This is a genomic window from Marinobacterium rhizophilum (assembly GCF_024397915.1).
Classification (GTDB): domain Bacteria; phylum Pseudomonadota; class Gammaproteobacteria; order Pseudomonadales; family Balneatricaceae; genus Marinobacterium_A; species Marinobacterium_A rhizophilum_A.
In genome coordinates this window covers 2,546,597-2,565,674 of record NZ_CP073347.1, presented here as the reverse complement: position 1 = coordinate 2,565,674, position 19,078 = coordinate 2,546,597, and the positions used below count along the sequence as shown (strand labels likewise).

Here is a 19,078-nt window from a genome sequence, read left to right as displayed (position 1 = left end):
GACTCAGTGCAGCGCGTTGGGCTGCGCGAGGGTAAAGGGAACAATGGGGGCGTCGAACTCGTGGCCGTCATTGCTGCGCATGTGGTAGTGCCCCTGCATGCTGCCGACGTGGGTCGCCAGCACCGTGCCGCTGGTGTAGCTGTAGCTGGCACCGGGTTCGATCAGCGGCTGCTCGCCGACAACGCCTTCACCGGCCACTTCTTGCACATGTTCGTTACCGTCGGTAATCAGCCAGCGGCGGCTCAGCAACTGAATGCTGTGCGCGCCGTGATTGGTGATGGTGATGTTGTAGGAAAAGACAAAGCGCTTGCTGTCGGGATCCGATTGCTCGCTGAGGTAGTTTGTCTTGACGTCGATCTGGACGTTATCACCCAATTTACTCGGTTCCATGATGTTCCGATGTGTTGCTGCTGAGGTAGTCGCTGATTCTAACAAATTCTGCCAGCGTAAGCCGCTCCGGACGCAGGCCCGGGTCGATTTCAAGGGCCGTCAGGGCGTCGGCATCCAGCAGGGTACGCAGGTTGTTGCGCAGGGTCTTGCGGCGCATGCTGAAGGCGGTGCGAAGCACGTCCTGCAGCATGCGCTCGCTGATGGCCGGGTGCGGCAGTTCCTTGTATGGCGTAAGGCGCACGATGGCCGAATCCACCTTGGGCGCGGGGTTGAAGGCCCCCGGTGGCACCACGAACAGCGGCTCCACCTTGCAGAAGTACTGGGTCATGATACCCAGGCGACCGTAGTCGCTGGTGCCGGGTTCCGCGGCCAGGCGATCGACCACTTCCTTTTGCAGCATGAAGTGCATGTCCTGAATCAGCCCGGACTGGCTCAGCAGGTGAAAGATCAGCGGCGTGGATATGTTGTAGGGCAGGTTGCCCACCACGCGCAGGGGGCGGCCATCGGTGCACAGCTCGTTAAAATCGAACTTGAGGGCATCGGTTTCGAAGATGCGAAAGCGCTCTTCGTAGTTGAAAAACTTGGTGCGCAAAATGGGGATCAGGTCGCGATCCAGCTCAATGGCGTCCAGCGCCTTGGCTTCGGCCAGCAGTTCTTCGGTCAGGGCGCCAAGGCCCGGGCCGATTTCCACCATGTGCTGATCTTCCCGTGGGGAGATCGAGCGGATGATCTGGCGGATGATGCCCTGATCGTGCAGGAAGTTCTGGCCAAATCGTTTGCGGGCCTTGTGACCGACGGGTTTTTTGCTCATGAATCCTCAGGGGGTAGATGGCGGTGGCTGGCCATGAGTGCGGCGCAGTCGATGGCGGCCTTGAGGCTGCCGCAGTCGGCACTGCCGGTGCCAGCCAGGTCCAGGGCGGTACCATGATCAACGGAGGTGCGGATGATTGGCATCCCCAGGGTAATGTTGACGGCATTGCCGAAACCCTTGTACTTGAGCACGGGCAGCCCCTGGTCGTGGTACATCGCCAGCACGGCGTCGGCCTGGCTCAGGTATTTCTCGTTGAACAGGGTGTCGGCCGGCAGCGGGCCGCTCAGGCGCATGCCCTGCTGCCGCAGGCGTTGCAGCACAGGTTCGATGGTGTCGATTTCTTCGTGTCCCAGGTGGCCGCCTTCACCGGCGTGGGGATTAAGGCCGGCCACGAGGATACGGGGGTCGGCAATGCCGAAGGAGTGCACCAGTTCGCCGTGCAGTACCTGCAGTACCTGTTCCAGCAGCGGCGCGGTAATGGCATCGGCCACAGCGCGCAGCGGCAGGTGGGTCGTGGCCAGGGCGACGCGCAGCCCCTCGGTGGCCAGCATCATCACGACCTTGTCGCTGCCGGTGAGCTGTTCCAGCAGTTCGGTGTGACCGCTGAAAGGCACGCCGGCATCGTTGATCACACCCTTGTGTACCGGGGCCGTGATCAGCGCATCGAACAGGCCTTGCTGGCAGCCGCGGGTGGCTATTTCCAGGGTCTGCAGCACGTAGGCGGCATTGCGGGTGTCGAGCTGGCCGGCCCTGGCCGTGGCGGCCAGCGGCACGGGCAGTACCTTGAGCGTGCGGGCCAGGCTTGGCCCCGGGGCTGCGGCCGGGTCGAGCAGCTCGATGCTCAGCGGCAGGTGCAGCTGTTCGGCCCGCTGGCGCAGAAGCTCCGGGTCACACACGGCGACCAGCTCATGGGGGTGGCCCTGTTGCGCGATCTGGATGCACAGGTCCGGGCCTATGCCCGCAGGCTCGCCCGGCGTGATCGCCAGGCGTCGCAGCGGCTGTGTCTGGGATTTCACGGATGGCGTCCTCAGATTTTCAGCTCGACATAGGCCTGGGCGCGAATTTCCCGCAGCCAGGTGGTCAGTTCTTCGTTGAACTTGCGCTGACGGATGCTGAAACGGGCACGGTTTTCACGCATTTCATCGCCCATGTCCTGGGTTCGACGATCCCGTACCCAGAGAATGTGCCAGCCGAAGCGGGACTCGAAGGCGTCGCTGACCTGGCCGGTGGCGGTGTTTTTCATCACCTGTTCGAACTCGGGCACCATCTGGCCATCCTGGGTCCAGCTCAGGTCACCGCCGAGCGAGCCGCTGGCGGTATCATCGCTGTACTGGCGGGCCAGCTGGTCGAAGGGCTCACCGTTGCGCAGGCGTACCGAAAGTTCCTCGATACGGCTGCGGGTCTGGGCTTCGCTGCGGATCTCGGTGGGCTTGAGCAGGATATGGCTGACCAGGGTTTGTTCGACCAGGGAAGACTGGCCACCACGCTTGTCGCGCAGCTGCACGATGATGTAGCCCGATGAGGTCTTGACCGGCTTGCTGAAATCGCCCGGTGCCAGGGTGCTGGCGATGGTGGCGATCACTTCGGGCAGTTCCGAGGCCTTGCGCCAGCCGAGGTCGCCGCCATTGAGGGCGTTCTGGGCATTGGAGTTGGCGACGGCGGTTTCGGCGAAGTCGGCACCCTGGCGCAGCTGCTGGAAGATATCCAGCGCCTTGCGTTCGGCCTGGCTCAGCATGTCGGGCGTAGCCTGCTCGGGGATGGCGATCAGGATGTTGCTGAGCAGGTAGTCGGGGCTGATGGCGCTCTTACCCTCTTCGGAGGCGAGGAAGTTCTCTACTTCCTGCTCCGACACGCGGATACGGCGATTGACGCTGCTTTGTTGGACCTGGGTCAGCAGCAGCTCGTCGCGGATCTGCTCGCGCGCCGAGTTGTAGTCCTGGCCTTCGGCAATCAGGGCTTCACGAAACTGCGCCAGGGTCATGCCGTTGCGGCTGGCCACCTGTTCCAGGGTGTCGTTGAGCTGGCGGTCGGAAATTTTCAGGCCCTGCTGCTCGGCGATCTGCAGCTGAATGCTGTCGATGATCAGGCGATCAAGCACCTGGCGGTTGAGGATGTCCTCGGACGGCAGGCGGGTCTGGCTGGCGCTCAGCTGGGCACGAATGACCGCGGTACGGTTTTCCAGCTCGCTCTGCATGATCACGTCGTCGTTAACGATGGCAACGATGCGGTCGAGCAGTACCACTTCGGCCTGGGCGCTGGCGCTGAGCAGTGTCACGGACAGCAGCGGCAGCACGCAGCGGCGCAGGGATTGCTTAAAACTCTTCATCCTTATCCTCGTTAAATCCGGTAATTTCTCTGATAAACAGGGTGGTATCGTCGTCGCCGACAGAGCCCAGGCCACGCAGTACGAACTGCAGCATCACCGCCTGGTCCGAGGTGCGGGTGCCGTCGTTGTCACGTACCCAGTCGCGTACGCCCAGGCGCACCTTCCAGCAGCAGTCCTTGTATTCCACGCCCAGCAGGGCGTCAAGGGTTTCGCCTTCCATCAGGTCTTCGCGCCAGCGGGCCAGCAGGTTCCACTGCTCGTTGAGGGGCCAGCGCAGGCCGAAGTCGGCCTGCTGGCGTTCGGTCTCGTGATCGCGGTAGCTGGCATAGACCAGGCGGTCGTCGCTGGGCGAGAAGGTCAGGCGGTAGTTCTGCGCCACGGCGTCCAGGCTGTCCTTGTCCAGCTCGCTGTCGTGGCTCAGGCGCAGGTCCTGCGTCAGGCTCCAGTCGACCTTGGCGGCGAAGTTGGAAACGCTTTCGGTGTCCGCAGGGGTGGTGCTGTCGAGCTGCACGGTGCGGTCATCGAAGTAGTACGCCTGGCCGAGTGCCATGGCAAAGCGCTCGCGGCCGCTGTCGTCGTAGAACTTGCTGGCCAGCCCCAGGCTGAGCTGGTTGGCGTCACCGATGCGGTCCCGGCCGCTGAAGCGGTTGGTCCGGAACAGGCTGTCGTAACGGAAATCCAGCTCGGCGGTATCGAACGCCGGGATGTCGGTCTGGTCTTCCTCGGGCACATAGAGGTAGAACAGGCGCGGTTCCAGCGTCTGGGTATAGCTGCGGTTCTCGAAGTTGGCCTGGCGCTCGAAGGTCAGGCCGGAATCGACGCTGGCGATCAGGGTGTTGATGCTGGGGTTCTGGTCTAGCCCGGCCAGCTGGTCGTCAAGCTGGTACTGGGTGCTCCAGAGCTTCAGTTCCGGCTTGACGTAACCCCAGCTGCGCTCCAGCGGACGGCTGATGCCGGGGCTCAGGTGCACGCGATCCCCCTGCACCTTGTCCGCCAGGCTGAGCAGTGGATCGCTGCTGTCGCGATCAAAACGCACGTACTCGGCCTGGTAATCAGCCTCGAGGCCGCCGGCCAGGTCCGGTACCCGGCCGTCGAACAGAAACTGCGGCAAGCGACGGTAGGGCGACTTCTCGCTGCTGCTGAGGGACTGGTAGGCGTGGGTGCGGGCAATAAAACTCCAGTCCCGGGCATCGTAGCGCAGCTCGCCGAGCTTGTTGAGGTGGCTGGCGTAGCTGATATCCAGGTTGGTCGGGTCCAGGTCGTCGAAATAGTCGACATCGCTGACCGCGGTGTAGTCGATGTAGCTCTGCCAGCCGGTCCAGGGTGTCCCTTCGTGATCGACCCCCAGCAGCCAGCGGTCTTCACCGGTCTTGTCGTCGTCGATCAGGACGGCGTTGCTCAGGGCGGTCTGGGACCAGCGGTTCATGTAGCGGAATTCGTTTTCCAGGATCAGCCCGCGTTCGCTCAGCAGGCGTGGCGTGAAGGTGTCGTCGACATTGGGCGCCAGGTTGAAATAGTAGGGCGCGGCGATGTCGATGCCTTCGCTGCTGGAATAACTGATGGCCGGATACAGAAAACCGGATACGCGGCGATCGTCGATCGGGAAGTAGAAGTACGGCAGGTACAGCACCGGCACGTCAAGAATTTCCAGCATGGCACCGCGGGCTTCGCCAAAGCCGGTATTGGGGTTCAGCACGATGCTGTCGGCGGCGAGCTGCCAGCTGGTGTTACCCGGTTCACACTGGGTGTAGGAACCGTCCTCAATGCGAATGCGGCCATCTTCCAGGCGCAGAATACGCTCGGCGTTGCCACGGATATGCTGCGGGTGCAGGACATACTCGGACTGGGAGAAAATGGTTTCCAGGTTGTTGAGGTTGGTCTGGGCGGCATCGCTGACCAGCAGCATGCCGCGTTCCCGGTAGCGCACGTCGCCCTCAAGGCGCACCAGCTGGGTGAACTGGTCATACTCGGCGTAGGCGCTGCTCAGCTGCCGCCCGCCCTGATTGACCTGTACGCCGCCTTCAAGCTGGGTCAGGCCACCGAGTTCACTCTGGGAGCTGGCCGCGGCGATCAGTACGCGCTGCAGGTTGAAGGGCGTATCGCCATCGGCCACGTCCATGGCCGGTTCGATATAGCGTCCGCGACAGAGGCCGGTGTGTTCGCCCGGCGCATAGGGGTACCAGTCGAGGTGGGCGTAGGGGTTGTCGGTTTGCCGTTGGGCGCGGGCGATTGCCGCGTCTGCCGCCGTTGCCGTGGCGGGTGCGGCAACGGCTGATGGCTGGGGCGGCTCGACAACAGGTTCCGCCGGAGGCTGGGGGGCTTGTGCTGGCGGCGTGCCGGCATTCGGCGCAGCCGTTACCGGAGCGGTCTCCGCGGCAGGCGGTGCCTCAGCGACAGGTGGAGCCTCGGGCGTCGTCGCCGCACGGCTGGCCGTGGGGGCAGCGGCCGGCACGGGAGTTGCAGTCGGCACAGAGGTGTCAGCAGCGCCGGCGCCGCATTCCCACTGGCCCTGAGCCGTCTGGGTGCAGTCCCAGCCCGAAGCCTCTGGCGCCTGGGCGGCGGCCACCTGTGCAAACAAGGCGGATGAAATCGCCAGCGAGAGTTTATAAGCAGAGCGTCTTAAGAAAGGCATTCAGTCACATCCAGTTGCAAGCCTGTGAGCACGGGTTCCTGTTTCTTGCCAAACACCGGTACCATAGGAGGCTCTGTGACACCCTCAAAATGGGTGCCAGCCTAAATCCAAACATGGAATGATAAATCATTCGCAAGAGACAGTGCTAGAGGATTCCCAGTATGGATCAGCGTCAGGTTGAATTGACAGCGTGGGTGGAGCGGGCTTTTGAGCAACTGGGGGTGGATCTGGCGTCTGACTGGCAACTGACGCCGGTAAGCGGCGATGCCAGTTTTCGGCGCTATTTCAGGGTTCACAGCCATAATCTGACCTGGATAGCGGTGGATGCGCCACCGGCGACCGAGGACTCGCGCCTGTTTGTGGCGATCGCACGGGCCTGGGCACCGCTGAATATTCATGTACCGCGCATTCACGCCTGTGACCTGACCCACGGCTTCATGCTGCAGTCGGACCTTGGCGATACGCTTTACCTGGATGTGCTGGACGCGCACAACGCCGAGGTGCTGTACGCCAAGGCACTGGTGTCGCTGACCCACATACAGCAGTGCAAGACCCTGGGGCGCGGCGAGACCCTGCCACACTATGACGCCAGCATGCTCACCTTCGAGATGGGGCTGTTTCGGGAGTGGTTTGTCGAGCAGTTGCTCGGGCTGGAGCTGGATGAGAGTGAAGCGACCATGCTGGATGAGCTGTTCTCGACCCTGGCGGATTCCGCCGTGGCGCAGCCCCAGGTGTGCGTTCACCGGGACTTTCATTCGCGCAACCTGATGGTCAGTCGGGAAACCACCCCCGGCGTGATCGATTTCCAGGGTGCGGTGATCGGTCCCGTGACTTACGACCTGGTGTCCTTGCTGCGCGACTGCTACATCGACTGGCCCCAGGGCAAGGTGTACGAATGGATGGCGCGTTTCGGCCAGGTACTGGAGCGGGAAGGGTTGCTGGAAGTGTACGACGATCAGCTGTTCCGCAGCTGGTTTGACCTGATGGGCATGCAGCGTCACCTCAAGGCAGTAGGCATCTTCTCCCGCCTGAAACTGCGTGACGGCAAGCCGAACTACCTGGTCGATGTTCCGCGTACCCTGGGCTACGTCCAGCAGGTGGCCGACGCCTACCCCGAGTTCGATGATCTGGCCCAGTGGCTGCGCAAGCGCCTGATACCGGCCATGCAGGCGTCCGGTCAGTTTGAGGGTGATGCGCTGCGGCGGTGGCTGCAGCGATGAGAGCCATGATACTGGCGGCGGGGCTGGGTATGCGGATGCGTCCGCTGACACTGAACACCCCCAAGCCGTTGCTGCGCGTCGGGGACAGGGCGCTGATCGAATATCATCTCGAGGCGCTGGTTGCGGCGGGATTCGAGGAAATTCTGATCAATCATGCCTGGCTGGGCGCGCAGATCGAAGCCTACCTGGGTGACGGCAGCCGCTATGGTGCGCGCATCTGCTACTCCGCCGAAGGCGAGCCGCTGGAAACCGGCGGGGGCATATTTCGCGCACTGGACTGGCTTTCCCCGGCGGGGGCTCCCTTTGTGGTGGTAAACGGCGATGTTTTCACGGACTATCCGTTCGCGCGCCTGCCCCGCAGGCTCGACGCCGACGCCCACCTGGTGCTGGTGGCCAACCCTGAGCATCATCGCGCGGGTGATTTTGTGCTCAGTGACGGGCGTATCAGGGAGGAGGGCGCGGAACGCTATACCTTTAGCGGGGTCAGTGTGCAGAGCGCCGCGCTCTATGAGGGCTGTACGGCGGGGGCCTTCGCGCTGGCACCGCTGCTGCGCCGGGCGATCGTCCAGGGGCGGGTGAGTGGCGAATTTCATGACGGTTGCTGGGTCGATGTTGGCACCGTTGAACGACTGCAACAGCTAGACAGGGATTTGAGGGAGACGCAGCCAGATGGCAATTAATCCGGAGCAATTCGGGGCAGGGCTCGGTGACAGTGTGCGACGGCACCGCACCGGCCTGGTCGTAGGGGGCCTGATCGGCCTGTTCAGTGGTGGCCTGTTCGGACTGGTGTTTGGCGCCGGTATCGGTTTTATGCTGGATCGCTGGCTCAAGGGCAGCCTGCGGCGTTTTAATCCGCGCGAAGCCTTTTTTCGCGCCACCTTTTCGGTAATGGGCAAGATTGCCAAGGCCGACGGCCGTGTCACCGAAAACGAAATCCAGTATGCGCGCGACGTCATGGCGCGCATGAACCTGGACCAGAACCGGCGTGAAGAGGCGATTGGCCTGTTCAATGACGGCAAGCACGAGAACTTCGATATCGCGGACGTGCTGCGGCCCTTGTCGGCGATGATTCGCTACAACGTGCCGCTCAAGCTGATGTTTGTCGAGATTCAGCTGCAGGCGGCCATGTCCGATGGCAGCATCAGCCCGGCGGAACTGGCCGTTGTGCGCCAGGTGTGTCAGTTGCTGATGATGACCGAGCGCGAGGTGGCGGCGCTGATTGCGCGCATGCAGGCGCAGCAGGCTTACGGTGAGCACAGTTTCAGTGGCCATCAGCAGGGCTATGCCGAACCGCAGCTGCTCAAGGATGCTTACGGTGTACTGGGTGTGGAGGAGTCCGCCTCCGACTCCGAGGTGAAAAAGGCCTACCGTCGACTGATGAGCCAGCATCATCCTGACAAGCTGGTGGCCAAGGGGCTGCCTGCGGAAATGATGCAGCTGGCCAAGGAGAAGACGCAGGAAATCCAGGCCGCCTATGATCGCGTCAAGAATACGCGCAAGGCGGCCTGAGGCTGTCAGCGCCCCGGCGGCTGCTCGGCCGGGGTATCCGGATCCTGCCTGATAATCGGCATGGGCATCAGGTAGCGCTGGATGCGCCCGCGTACCTCACGCAGCAGCAGGGCGCCGTTATCGGCGGGTAGCTGCGCCGGCAGAGGACGCTGATGGTAACTCTGCAGTACTGCACGGCGCGCGCTGTTGTTTCGCAGGCGCGCCTGCTCTGTCGCCCCCTCGCTCGCCTGATAGATATCCACCACCGGCAGCTTCAGTTCCGTCAGGAGCTGGGTCAGCTGCGGTGCAGCCGTTGCGCCGGGCTGGCGGGCGTTCAGCAGCGCCAGGCCCAGCAGGTGGCTTTGCTGGAATTCCCGGGCGCAGCGCGCGGCCCAGGTGGCGCCGGTGCCTGTACCCAGAAAAATGACGTAATCGCGCTGGCGTGACTGCAGATGCCGGATGGCGGCCTCGCAAAGCCTTATTACACGCTCTGCGTAGAGTTCCATTGGCGCAATTTCGGTGTCCTGCGGTGTTGCGTCGACTGGAGTCGATAGCGCGGCACTGGCTTCGCCCGAGGGCTGTGCACCGGATGCGGCCGCACTGTCGGGCGCACTGGTGCCGGCCGCAGGCCGCGTTCGCGGGGGTAACGGGTCGGGCTGGCTGCGCGGCAGCGCGATGGCCAGGGTGTCCCAGCCGTGGCGTGCCAGGCCCAGGCGCAGCGGGTGCAGGTCCTCTGGCCAGTCCGGGTGGCTGTGCTCATCGGGCAGCAGGATGATGGCTCCGGTGGGTTCCGCCTGGATGGCCGGCTGGTAGAGCGTCAGTGAGCGGTCGCTATTGGTTTCCAGCCAATTGGCTTCGGTTTCCGGTGCCTGGGCCAGGGCGCGTGCCAGGTCGAGCATGCCCTGTTGCTGCGGCGCAGGCTCTGCCCGCACACGCAGGACAGTCGGGGGCTCGGTACTGCTTTGGGCGGCGGATGCGGCGGCCCGGGCCTGGGTGGCGGGTAGCAGCAGGCTCAGGCTGAGGGCGCAGACGATGGGCTTCATTTTTGGCTTCATGTCCGGATTATTCAGAACTGCCCGGTCGCAGGCAAGGCCTGGCTTGGTTACAATAGCGCCGATTCAAAAATTCACACACAAAGAGTCTGACCATGGCCGATTACAAACTAGCCCCGTCCATTCTGTCCGCCGACTTTGCCCGCCTGGGTGACGAGGTTGAAAATGTACTCGCGGCGGGTGCCGACATTGTGCATTTCGATGTCATGGACAATCACTATGTGCCCAACCTGACCATAGGCCCGATGGTGTGCAAGGCGCTGCGCAAGCACGGTATCGAGGCGCCCATCGATGTCCATCTGATGGTCAAGCCGGTGGATCGCATGATCGGTGAATTCATCGACGCCGGTGCCAGCTTTATTACCTTTCACCCCGAAGCCTCGGAGCATATCGACCGCTCGTTGCAGATGATCCGCGATGGCGGCTGCAAGGCGGGCCTGGTGCTGAACCCGGCGACGCCACTGCACTGCCTGGACCACGTGATGGATCGGCTGGACATGATCCTGCTGATGTCCGTCAACCCGGGCTTTGGCGGGCAGAAATTCATTCCCTCGACCCTCGACAAGCTGCGCCTGGTGCGTGAGCGCATTGACGCCAGTGGCCTGGATATTCGCCTCGAAGTCGACGGTGGCGTGGGTATCGGCAATATCGCCGAGATCGCCGCCGCTGGCGCCGATACCTTTGTGGCGGGCTCCGCCATCTTCAACACCGACGACTACCGCGCCACCATCGATGCCATGCGTGCCGAGCTGGCCAGGGTGTCCTGATGCGTCGCCTGTTCGACGGCAATGACCCTGCATTGGTGCTGTTCGATCTGGACGGCACCCTGGTGGACAGCGTGCCGGACCTGGCGGTGGCCATCGACCGCATGCTGGCGGCACTCGGGCTTGCGCCTGCGGGCGTTGCGCGGGTGCGGGACTGGGTGGGTAACGGTGCGCCGACCCTGGTGCGCCGCGCCCTGCACGGGGAGCTGGATGTGTCGGCGGCGACCTTCGCACCGGGTCGGTTCGAGCAGGCCTATGCGCTTTTCCTGCAGTTCTATGGCGAGTCCACCGCGGCGCTGAGTACCCTCTATCCCGGTGCGCGTGAATGCCTGGACGGGCTCGCGGCACGGGGTGTTTTGCTTGGCATCGCGACCAACAAGCCGATGTGCTTTACCACCGAGATGCTGCAGGGGCTGGGTATCGATGGTTACTTCCAGGTCGTGATCGGCGGCGACAGCCTGCCGACCTGCAAGCCGGATCCCGCCATGCTGCTCAGCGCCATCGAGCAGTGCGGTGCCACGCCTGCCACCACCCTGATGGTGGGGGATTCGAGCAATGATATCCGTGCCGCCCGGGCGGCCGGGTGCCAGGTGGCGGCGGTGCCCTATGGCTACAATCATGGCGAGCCCATCGAGGCTAGTGCGCCCGACCTGATCGTGGCGCGGCTGGATGCGCTGCTGTGAGTCATTTTGGCGGCGGTTGCGCCGGCCTGCGGGCTTGCTATATCGTATGGTTCCAACATTCTGATTTGACTGACAACTTTCGGCCGTGAATCTATTCCTTGTACCTCATCAAATGGGCTTTCGACTCGGCGTACTGCAGCTGGAGTCTCGTTGGCGATGGCGTCGTTAACTTTCGCTCGACACTTTTTTACCCCCCACTTTTTTGAGGCAGGAACATGACGCCTGAACAGTTTTCCGATCTGGCCGCGCAGCATTACAACCGCATCCCGGTGATGCGCACCGTACTGGCGGATCTCGATACCCCGCTTTCCACCTACATGAAGCTGGCCGATGCGCCCTATAGCTACCTGTTCGAGTCCGTCGAGGGCGGTGAAAAATGGGGGCGCTATTCCATCATCGGCCTGCCGTGCCGCACGCTGCTGAAAGTGTGCGGTCACGAGGTCAGCATCAGCACCGACGGTGCCATCGTCGAGCAGATGACAGTGGAGGACCCGCTGGATTTCGTCGAGCAGTTCCAGGCCCGTTACCGGGTGCCGGACCTGCCACACCTGCCGCGCTTCAATGGCGGCCTGGTGGGCTACTTTGGCTACGACACCGTGCGCTATATCGAAAAGCGCCTGGCCGCGACAGCGCCGCCCGACGTGATCGGCACGCCCGATATCCTGCTGATGGTGTCCGATGAGCTGGTGGTGTTCGATAACCTCAGCGGCAAGCTGATTCTGATCTGCCACGCCGACCCGGCGCAGCCGGATGCGCTGGCACAGGCCGAAGCCCGGCTCGATGAGCTGGTGGCCAGGCTGCGCACAGCCACGCCCAGGGCGCCGCAGGCTACCCCCGTGCGCCATGTCGACGAGGAGGCGTTCAAGTCCAGCTTTGGTGAAGATGCCTTCAAGCAGGCGGTGGCACGCATCAAGGAATACATCCTGTCCGGTGACATGATGCAGACGGTGATTTCCCAGCGCATGTCGATTCCGTTCGAGAGCCGGCCGCTGGATCTGTACCGTGCACTGCGCTGCCTGAACCCGTCGCCCTACATGTACCTGCTGCACTTGGATGACTTCCATGTGGTGGGCTCGTCGCCGGAAATCCTGGCCCGGGTCGAAGATGGCATCGCCACGGTGCGGCCCATCGCCGGCACCCGCCCGCGCGGCGCCACCGAAGCCGAGGATCGCGCGCTGGAACAGGACCTGCTGTCCGACCCCAAGGAGCTTGCCGAGCACCTGATGCTGATCGACCTGGGGCGCAACGATGTCGGTCGCGTGGCCAGGGTGGGGGAGGTACAGCTGACCGAGAAAATGGTGGTGGAGCGTTACTCCCACGTCATGCATATCGTCTCCAACGTCAATGGCCGACTGCGCGATGACGTCAGTGCCATGGACGTGCTGCGCGCGGCGCACCCGGCGGGCACCCTCAGTGGTGCGCCCAAGGTGCGGGCGATGGAGATCATTGACGAACTGGAGCCGGTGAAACGCGGCGTCTATGGCGGTGCGGTGGGGTACCTGTCCTGGAACGGCAACATGGATACGGCCATCGCGATTCGCACCGCGGTGATCAAGGATAAGACGCTGCATATCCAGGCCGGTGCCGGCATCGTGGCCGATTCCGTACCCCAGAATGAATGGGATGAAACCATGAACAAGGGGCGGGCCATTTTCCGCGCCGTCGCCATGGTGGAGCAGGGCCTCGATAATCTCTAAAGCCCCTCGGCAGTGTCAGCTGCACGAAACGAACCGGAGCCCAGTGCTCCGGTTTTTTTTGGCTATCATTTAGCTGCTGCGGGGGCGGGTGGCCGCAGGGGATTCCTGTGCTTGGCCCCGAATGTCAATTAATAGGCTCCATTTGTTATTGTTCGTTAGGGTGTGACGCGAGACACTGCATGACATTGAAGTGCCGGCCGGTGGCGCTTAGCGCATATATCTTGCTGGCTGGCCTGCCCGTTGGGCGAACGGGTGTCCTCTTCGGTTCTATCGCTGGGCTGAATGGACACCGGTTCATGTTATCGATGCGGCCCGCTGCCAGCGGGCCTGGACAGCAATGCGAAAAGGCAGAACAGCATGAAAGTACTGGTAACGGTCAAGCGAGTCCTGGACTACAACGTCAAGGTGCGCGTCAAGGCGGATCGCAGCGATGTAGATCTGGCCAACGTCAAGATGGCGCTTAACCCCTTCTGCGAGATCGCAGTGGAAGAGGCAGTGCGGCTGAAGGAAGCCGGTGTGGCGACCGAGGTGATCGTCGTCTCCATCGGCCCCAAAGCCGTGCAGGAACAGATTCGCACGGCGCTGGCGCTCGGTGCCGATCGCGGCATCCATATCGAAACCGAAAACAGCCCCGAGTCCCTCTCGGTCGCCAAGCTGCTGGCCAGGGTGGTGGCGGACGAGCAGCCGGGCCTGGTGATTCTCGGCAAGCAGGCAATCGATTCGGACAATAACCAGACCGGCCAGATGCTGGCCGCGCTCACCGGCCTGTCCCAGGGTACCTTTGCTTCAGAAGTGAAGATCGAGGGCGACGAAGCCCTGGTAACGCGCGAGGTCGATGGCGGTCTGCAGACCCTGGGTTTGAAACTGCCGGCGATCGTCACTACCGATCTGCGCCTGAACGAGCCGCGTTACGCGTCCTTGCCCAACATCATGAAAGCCAAGAAAAAGCCGCTGGATGTTAAAACCCCGGCGGATCTAGGGGTGGAGCTGCGCGCCCACACCGAACTGCTGAGCGTCGAACCGCCGGCCGAGCGCCAGGGCGGTATCAAGGTGGGCTCGGTGGCCGAGCTGGTGGAAAAACTGAAAAACGAAGCGAAGGTGATCTGATGGCGACCCTGATTATTGCGGAACACGATAACAGCACCCTGAAACCGGCGACCCTCAACACCGTCGCCGCCGCGGCGGCCATTGGCGCCGAGGTGGCAGTGCTGGTGGCGGGCGAAGGTTGCCAGGCCGTGGCGGATCAGGCCGCGGCCGTGGCCGGTGTCAGCAAGGTCTTGCTGGCTGACAATGCCGCCTACGGGCACCAGCTGGCCGAAAATGTCGCGCCGCTGATCGCCGAGCTCGTCAAGACCTCGGGCTTTGGCTATGTGCTGGCGCCGGCCACCACCACCGGCAAGAACCTGTTGCCCCGCGTCGCGGCCCTGCTGGATGTGGGCCAGTTGTCCGACATCGTTTCGGTGGAATCCGCCGATACCTTCAAGCGCCCGATCTACGCCGGCAACGCCATCGCCACGGTGAAGTCGCTGGATGCCATCAAGGTCATCACCGTGCGTGGCACGGCCTTTGATCCGGTGGCGGCTGAAGGCGGTTCCGCCAGCATTGAAGCCGTCGCGACGGTACAGGATATCGGGCTGTCGCGCTTTGTCGGCGAAGAAGTGGCCAAGTCGGATCGCCCCGAGCTGACGTCCGCCCGCGTCATCATCTCCGGTGGCCGCGGCATGGGTAATGGCGAGAATTTCGCCCTGCTGGAAAAGGTGGCCGACAAGCTCGGTGCTGCCGTGGGCGCGTCCCGTGCGGCGGTGGATGCGGGCTTTGTGCCCAACGACATGCAGGTCGGCCAGACCGGCAAGATCGTGGCGCCTGAGCTGTACATCGCCGTCGGCATTTCCGGTGCCATCCAGCACCTGGCCGGCATGAAGGATTCCAAGGTGATCGTGGCGATCAACAAGGACGAGGAAGCGCCGATCTTCCAGGTCGCGGATTACGGCCTCGTGGCCGACCTGTTCGAGGCCGTGCCGGAGCTCGAAGCGGGCCTGTAAAGGCTTTCCCGGTCGCGCTCTCGAGTGCGACCTCGTGGCCTGTCTGTAATGGCATTTGCGCTTCCGTGTTTTAGCGATGCTTCAACTTGGTGCCTTCAGGGGTGGGCCTCAAACGCCGCCCCTGCTTTTGTCCGATACTGCCATTCATCCGGTCACGTAACGTACCCATTTTCTTGATTCCACTACACAGACGATAACAAGAGGTAAGTCCCCATGAGCGAAGCCGTGAACGCTGCTGAACGCGAATCGATGGAGTTCGATGTGGTGATCGTTGGTGCAGGCCCCGCCGGCCTGTCCGCCGCCATTCGCCTGATGCAGCAGGCGCAGGATGCCGAGCGCGAGCTATCGGTCTGTGTAGTGGAAAAAGGCTCCGAAGTCGGTGCCCATATACTGTCGGGCGCCGTGATCGAGCCCCGCGCCCTGGCGGAACTCTTTCCCGACTGGCAGGAGCGCGGCGCACCGCTGACCACGGCCGTGACCGAAGACCAGATTTACCTGCTGAGCGATGCGACGTCTGCTCGGCGCATTCCCAACGCGCTGGTGCCCAAGACCATGCACAACCATGGCAACTACGTCGCCAGTCTTGGCAACCTGTGCCGCTGGCTGGCCGAGCAGGCCGAGGCCCTGGGGGTGGAAATCTTCCCGGGCTTTGCTGCCAGCGAAGTGCTCTATCACGCAGACGGCGGGGTCAAGGGCATCGCCACCGGCGACATGGGCGTCGGCCAGGATGGCCAGCCCAAGGACAGTTACATGCCCGGCATGGAGCTGCACGCCAAGGTGACCCTGTTTACCGAAGGCTGCCGCGGGCACCTGGGCAAGCAGCTGATTGAGAAATTTGCGCTGGACCAGGACGCCGACCCGCAGCATTACGGTATCGGCATCAAGGAGTTGTGGGACATCGATCCTGCCAAGCACCAGCCCGGCCTGGTGCTGCACGGTTCCGGCTGGCCCCTGGTCGGCAAGGGACAGGAGGGCACGAGCGGTGGCTTCTTTCTTTACCACGCCGACAACAACCAGGTGGTGGTGGGGCTGATCGTCGATCTGAACTACAGCAACCCCTGGCTGAGCCCGTTCGATGAATTCCAGCGCATGAAGCACCATCCGCTGTTTGCCCAGTACCTCGAAGGCGGCAAGCGGGTGTCCTACGGTGCAAGGGCGATCACCAAGGGCGGCTTTAATTCCCTGCCCAAGATGACCATGCCAGGTGCACTGCTGCTGGGTTGCGACGCCGGTACCCTGAACTTCTCCAAGATCAAGGGCACCCACACAGCGATGAAGTCCGGCCTGGTGGCTGCCGAGAGCGTGTTCAAAGCCCTGGGTGAAAGTGACAGCGCCGGCCAGGAGATCAGCGCCTTCACCGAGGCCTTCAGGGCCTCCTGGCTGTACGATGAACTCTATCGCAGCCGCAACTTTGGCCCGGCGCTGCACAAGTTCGGCACCCTGCTGGGGGGCGCCTTCAACTTCGTCGACCAAAACCTCTGCGGTGGCAAGCTGCCGCTCACGCTGCACGATACCCGGGCGGATTATGCCCAGCTGACTCCGGCAGCCCAGAGCCAGAAGATCGACTATCCAAAACCCGATGGCAAGCTAAGCTTCGACAAGCTGTCGTCGGTGTTCCTCTCCAACACCAACCACGAAGAAGACCAGCCGAGCCATCTGCAGCTGAGGGATGCCAGCATCCCCATCGGCACCAACCTGCCCACCTGGGCGGAACCGGCGCAGCGCTTTTGCCCGGCGGGTGTCTACGAGGTGGTGGAAGAGGCGAGCGGCCCGCGTTTCCAGATCAACGCCCAGAACTGCGTGCACTGCAAAACCTGCGACATCAAGGACCCGTCCCAGAACATTACCTGGGTGACGCCCGAAGGCGGTGGCGGCCCCACCTATCCCAATATGTGATACCCGAAGTCGTTTTTTCACTTCAAAGCCTCGCTCCCGCGGGGCTTTCATTTAGGTGCCAGGGTCTCGTCAAGTGCCGGCAGTCAGGCGCTGCCCTGTTCATCAGGCTTGAAATAGCGTGCCCAGGGATGCAACGTCGAACTTGACGGGGCTGTCTGACAAGCCATTGGCTTGTCATTGCCAAGTCCTGCAGAATTCCGATTGAAAGCCGGCTAACTCCCAAGGGGCACAATGAACTTCAAACGACTGGAAACCTTTGTCTGGGTGGCGACACTGGGCAGCTTCAGGAAGGCGGCGGAGCGCCAGTGCACCACGCAACCGGCGATTTCGTCGCGCATCGCTGCGCTGGAGGAAGAGCTCGGTGCCAAGCTGTTTGTACGCGAGGTCGGGCCTGGCCCCGTCGCGCTCACGGCCAAGGGCAAGGAGCTGCTGCCCTATGCCGAGAAGATCATTTTCATGTCCGAGGAGCTGCGCAAGCGGGCCAACCTGTCGCTGTCCCTGGGCGGATTGCTGCGCCTGGGCGTGTCGGAAACCATCGTGCATACCTGGCTGCCCGACTTTCTGCGCCGCCTGCACAGCGAGATGCCCAACCTGGACGTCGAACTGACGGTGGATGTGACCAGCAACCTGCGCACCGGCCTGCTGGAGCGCGCGCTGGACCTGGCGTTTTTGATGGGGCCGGTGTCGGACCCCGCTATCGTTGATCTGGAACTCTGTACCTTTGGGCTGGTGTGGGTCGCAAGCCCGGCGCTGGATTTACCGCAGCGGCGGGTGAGTCTGGCCGAGCTGACGCGCTGGCCGATCATTACCTACGCCCGCAGTACCAAGCCCTATGCCGAAATCAGTCAGCAGTTCCGCGCGCAGGATGGCCCGCCGGTGCGGTTTTTTTCGTCCAGCTCCCTGGCCGCCTGCCACCGCCTGACACTGGACGGCGTCGGTGTATCGACCCTGCCACAGGTGATGATCGCGGCGGAACTGGCGGATGGCAGGCTGAAACGGGTGGAGGCCGACTGGACACCCAGTGCCCTGGCCTTCACTGCATCCTACCCGACAGTCCCCTGCAATCCCCTGGCGGAACTGGCAGCGCAACTGGCCGTGGCGGTGGCCGGGGAGGCCGCAACGGCCTAGTTGATCATTTTTTTTTATTAAAATAACAATAAAATGATAATTAGAAATATTTTCAGGCTGGAGTAATCTGTCTTTAACGAGACAATAACAAGATCAGCAGAGGTTTCTGCCATGTCCGGCCTGCAACGCGACCCTTCCGATTACAAAACGCACCTGCTGAAAGCGTCCGGCGCACTGCGCCAGGCGATCCGCACCGCAGAGCATAGCGGCATGACCAGCGGCCTGGCGCCGGGGCTGGTGCAGGGCAATGTGGTGATACTGCCCGCCGACTGGGCCGGCGACTTTCTCACCTATTGCCAGAACAACCCGGTGTCCTGCCCGCTGATTGCGGTCTCAGACGTCGGTAACCCGGCGCTGTCGGGCCTGGGGCGGGATATCGATATCCGCCACGACCTTCCCGAATATAATGTTTTTCGCCACGGCGAACTGGTTGAAACCACCACCGATATCGGGGCCCTCTGGCAGGACGACATGGTGGCTTTCGTGCTGGGCTGCTCGTTTTCGTTCGAAGATGCGCTGCAACAGGCCGGCCTGTCGGTACGCAATATCGACATGGGCGTGAACGTCTCGATGTACCGCAGCAATATCCCCACAGTGCCCGGCGGGCGCTTTCACGGCGACATGGTCGTCTCGATGCGACCCTTCCGGGCTGCCGATGCCATTCGCGCGGTCCAGGTCACCACCCGCCTGCCCAAGGCCCACGGTGCCCCGGTGCACCTGGGCGACCCTTCCCTGATTGGCATTGCCGACCTGGCGACGCCTGACTTTGGTGATGCCATCGAGCTGCGTGACGGTGAATTGCCGGTCTTCTGGGCCTGCGGTGTCACGCCCCAGGTGGCGGTACGCAACGCCAAGCCACCGATCTGTATTACCCATGTGCCCGGCAAGATGCTGATCACCGATCTGCTTAATGCAGAACTTTCGATTCTCTGAGGCCTGCACGGTGCAG

The 19,078-nt window shown here is 62.8% G+C and carries 17 protein-coding genes; 11 read left to right on the top strand and 6 right to left on the bottom strand.

Features of this window, described 5'->3' with window-relative positions; translation table 11 throughout:
- Window positions 1–3: 3 nt before the first annotated feature.
- The 5 genes from apaG to KDW95_RS11580 are packed head-to-tail and all read right to left on the bottom strand — an operon-like array spanning window position 4 to window position 6,159.
- Window positions 4–390, bottom strand: coding sequence for a Co2+/Mg2+ efflux protein ApaG (gene apaG / locus KDW95_RS11600; RefSeq protein WP_255856422.1), 387 nt, complete (start codon window positions 388–390; stop codon window positions 4–6).
- A complete protein-coding gene (rsmA, locus tag KDW95_RS11595) occupies window positions 377–1,201 on the bottom strand; it encodes a 16S rRNA (adenine(1518)-N(6)/adenine(1519)-N(6))-dimethyltransferase RsmA (RefSeq protein WP_255856421.1) in 825 nt (274 codons plus the stop codon). The genes apaG and rsmA overlap by 14 nt, the downstream gene beginning before the upstream one ends.
- Window positions 1,198–2,217, bottom strand: a complete 1,020-nt coding sequence (pdxA, locus tag KDW95_RS11590) for a 4-hydroxythreonine-4-phosphate dehydrogenase PdxA (protein WP_255856420.1) — start codon at window positions 2,215–2,217, stop codon at window positions 1,198–1,200. The genes rsmA and pdxA overlap by 4 nt, the downstream gene beginning before the upstream one ends.
- A gap of 11 nt (window positions 2,218–2,228) precedes the next feature.
- A complete protein-coding gene (locus KDW95_RS11585; protein ID WP_255856419.1) occupies window positions 2,229–3,527 on the bottom strand; it encodes a peptidylprolyl isomerase in 1,299 nt (432 codons plus the stop codon).
- Window positions 3,514–6,159, bottom strand: a complete 2,646-nt coding sequence (locus KDW95_RS11580) for an LPS-assembly protein LptD (RefSeq protein ID WP_255856418.1) — start codon at window positions 6,157–6,159, stop codon at window positions 3,514–3,516. The genes KDW95_RS11585 and KDW95_RS11580 overlap by 14 nt, the downstream gene beginning before the upstream one ends.
- A gap of 161 nt (window positions 6,160–6,320) precedes the next feature.
- Between KDW95_RS11580 and KDW95_RS11575 the strand changes: the two genes are divergently transcribed.
- The 3 genes from KDW95_RS11575 to djlA are packed head-to-tail and all read left to right on the top strand — an operon-like array spanning window position 6,321 to window position 8,888.
- Window positions 6,321–7,379, top strand: coding sequence for an aminoglycoside phosphotransferase family protein (locus KDW95_RS11575; protein WP_255856417.1), 1,059 nt, complete (start codon window positions 6,321–6,323; stop codon window positions 7,377–7,379).
- Window positions 7,376–8,059: an N-acetylmuramate alpha-1-phosphate uridylyltransferase MurU gene (gene murU, locus KDW95_RS11570; protein WP_255856416.1), complete on the top strand. Its 684-nt coding sequence runs from the start codon at window positions 7,376–7,378 to the stop codon at window positions 8,057–8,059. Before KDW95_RS11575 ends, murU begins: the two co-directional genes overlap by 4 nt.
- Window positions 8,049–8,888: a co-chaperone DjlA gene (djlA, locus tag KDW95_RS11565; RefSeq protein ID WP_255856415.1), complete on the top strand. Its 840-nt coding sequence runs from the start codon at window positions 8,049–8,051 to the stop codon at window positions 8,886–8,888. Before murU ends, djlA begins: the two co-directional genes overlap by 11 nt.
- 5 nt (window positions 8,889–8,893) lie before the next feature.
- Here djlA and KDW95_RS11560 read toward each other — a convergent pair whose 3' ends face one another.
- A complete protein-coding gene (locus tag KDW95_RS11560) occupies window positions 8,894–9,922 on the bottom strand; it encodes a DUF3530 family protein (RefSeq protein WP_255856414.1) in 1,029 nt (342 codons plus the stop codon).
- Between the two features lie 92 nt (window positions 9,923–10,014).
- Between KDW95_RS11560 and rpe the strand changes: the two genes are divergently transcribed.
- The 8 genes from rpe (at window position 10,015) to KDW95_RS11520 (ending at window position 19,062) form a co-directional block, all read left to right on the top strand.
- On the top strand, window positions 10,015–10,686 hold the full coding sequence (gene rpe, locus KDW95_RS11555) for a ribulose-phosphate 3-epimerase (protein ID WP_255856413.1): 672 nt from the start codon (window positions 10,015–10,017) through the stop codon (window positions 10,684–10,686).
- A complete protein-coding gene (locus tag KDW95_RS11550; RefSeq protein WP_255856412.1) occupies window positions 10,686–11,366 on the top strand; it encodes a phosphoglycolate phosphatase in 681 nt (226 codons plus the stop codon). The genes rpe and KDW95_RS11550 overlap by 1 nt, the downstream gene beginning before the upstream one ends.
- 215 nt (window positions 11,367–11,581) lie before the next feature.
- Window positions 11,582–13,063 (top strand): anthranilate synthase component I, encoded by a 1,482-nt coding sequence (trpE, locus tag KDW95_RS11545; protein WP_255856411.1) that lies wholly within the window; start codon window positions 11,582–11,584, stop codon window positions 13,061–13,063.
- Between the two features lie 357 nt (window positions 13,064–13,420).
- A complete protein-coding gene (locus KDW95_RS11540) occupies window positions 13,421–14,170 on the top strand; it encodes an electron transfer flavoprotein subunit beta/FixA family protein (protein WP_255856410.1) in 750 nt (249 codons plus the stop codon).
- A complete protein-coding gene (locus tag KDW95_RS11535) occupies window positions 14,170–15,105 on the top strand; it encodes an electron transfer flavoprotein subunit alpha/FixB family protein (RefSeq protein ID WP_255856409.1) in 936 nt (311 codons plus the stop codon). The genes KDW95_RS11540 and KDW95_RS11535 overlap by 1 nt, the downstream gene beginning before the upstream one ends.
- A gap of 213 nt (window positions 15,106–15,318) precedes the next feature.
- Complete coding sequence (locus KDW95_RS11530) at window positions 15,319–17,001, top strand: electron transfer flavoprotein-ubiquinone oxidoreductase (RefSeq protein ID WP_255856408.1); 1,683 nt, start codon at window positions 15,319–15,321, stop codon at window positions 16,999–17,001.
- A 231-nt stretch (window positions 17,002–17,232) separates the two neighbouring features.
- On the top strand, window positions 17,233–18,129 hold the full coding sequence (locus KDW95_RS11525) for a LysR family transcriptional regulator (RefSeq protein ID WP_255856407.1): 897 nt from the start codon (window positions 17,233–17,235) through the stop codon (window positions 18,127–18,129).
- A 111-nt stretch (window positions 18,130–18,240) separates the two neighbouring features.
- The gene (locus KDW95_RS11520) at window positions 18,241–19,062 is read left to right on the top strand and encodes a putative hydro-lyase (protein ID WP_255856406.1); all 822 of its coding nucleotides are present in this window, start codon (window positions 18,241–18,243) and stop codon (window positions 19,060–19,062) included.
- Window positions 19,063–19,078 lie beyond the last annotated feature (16 nt).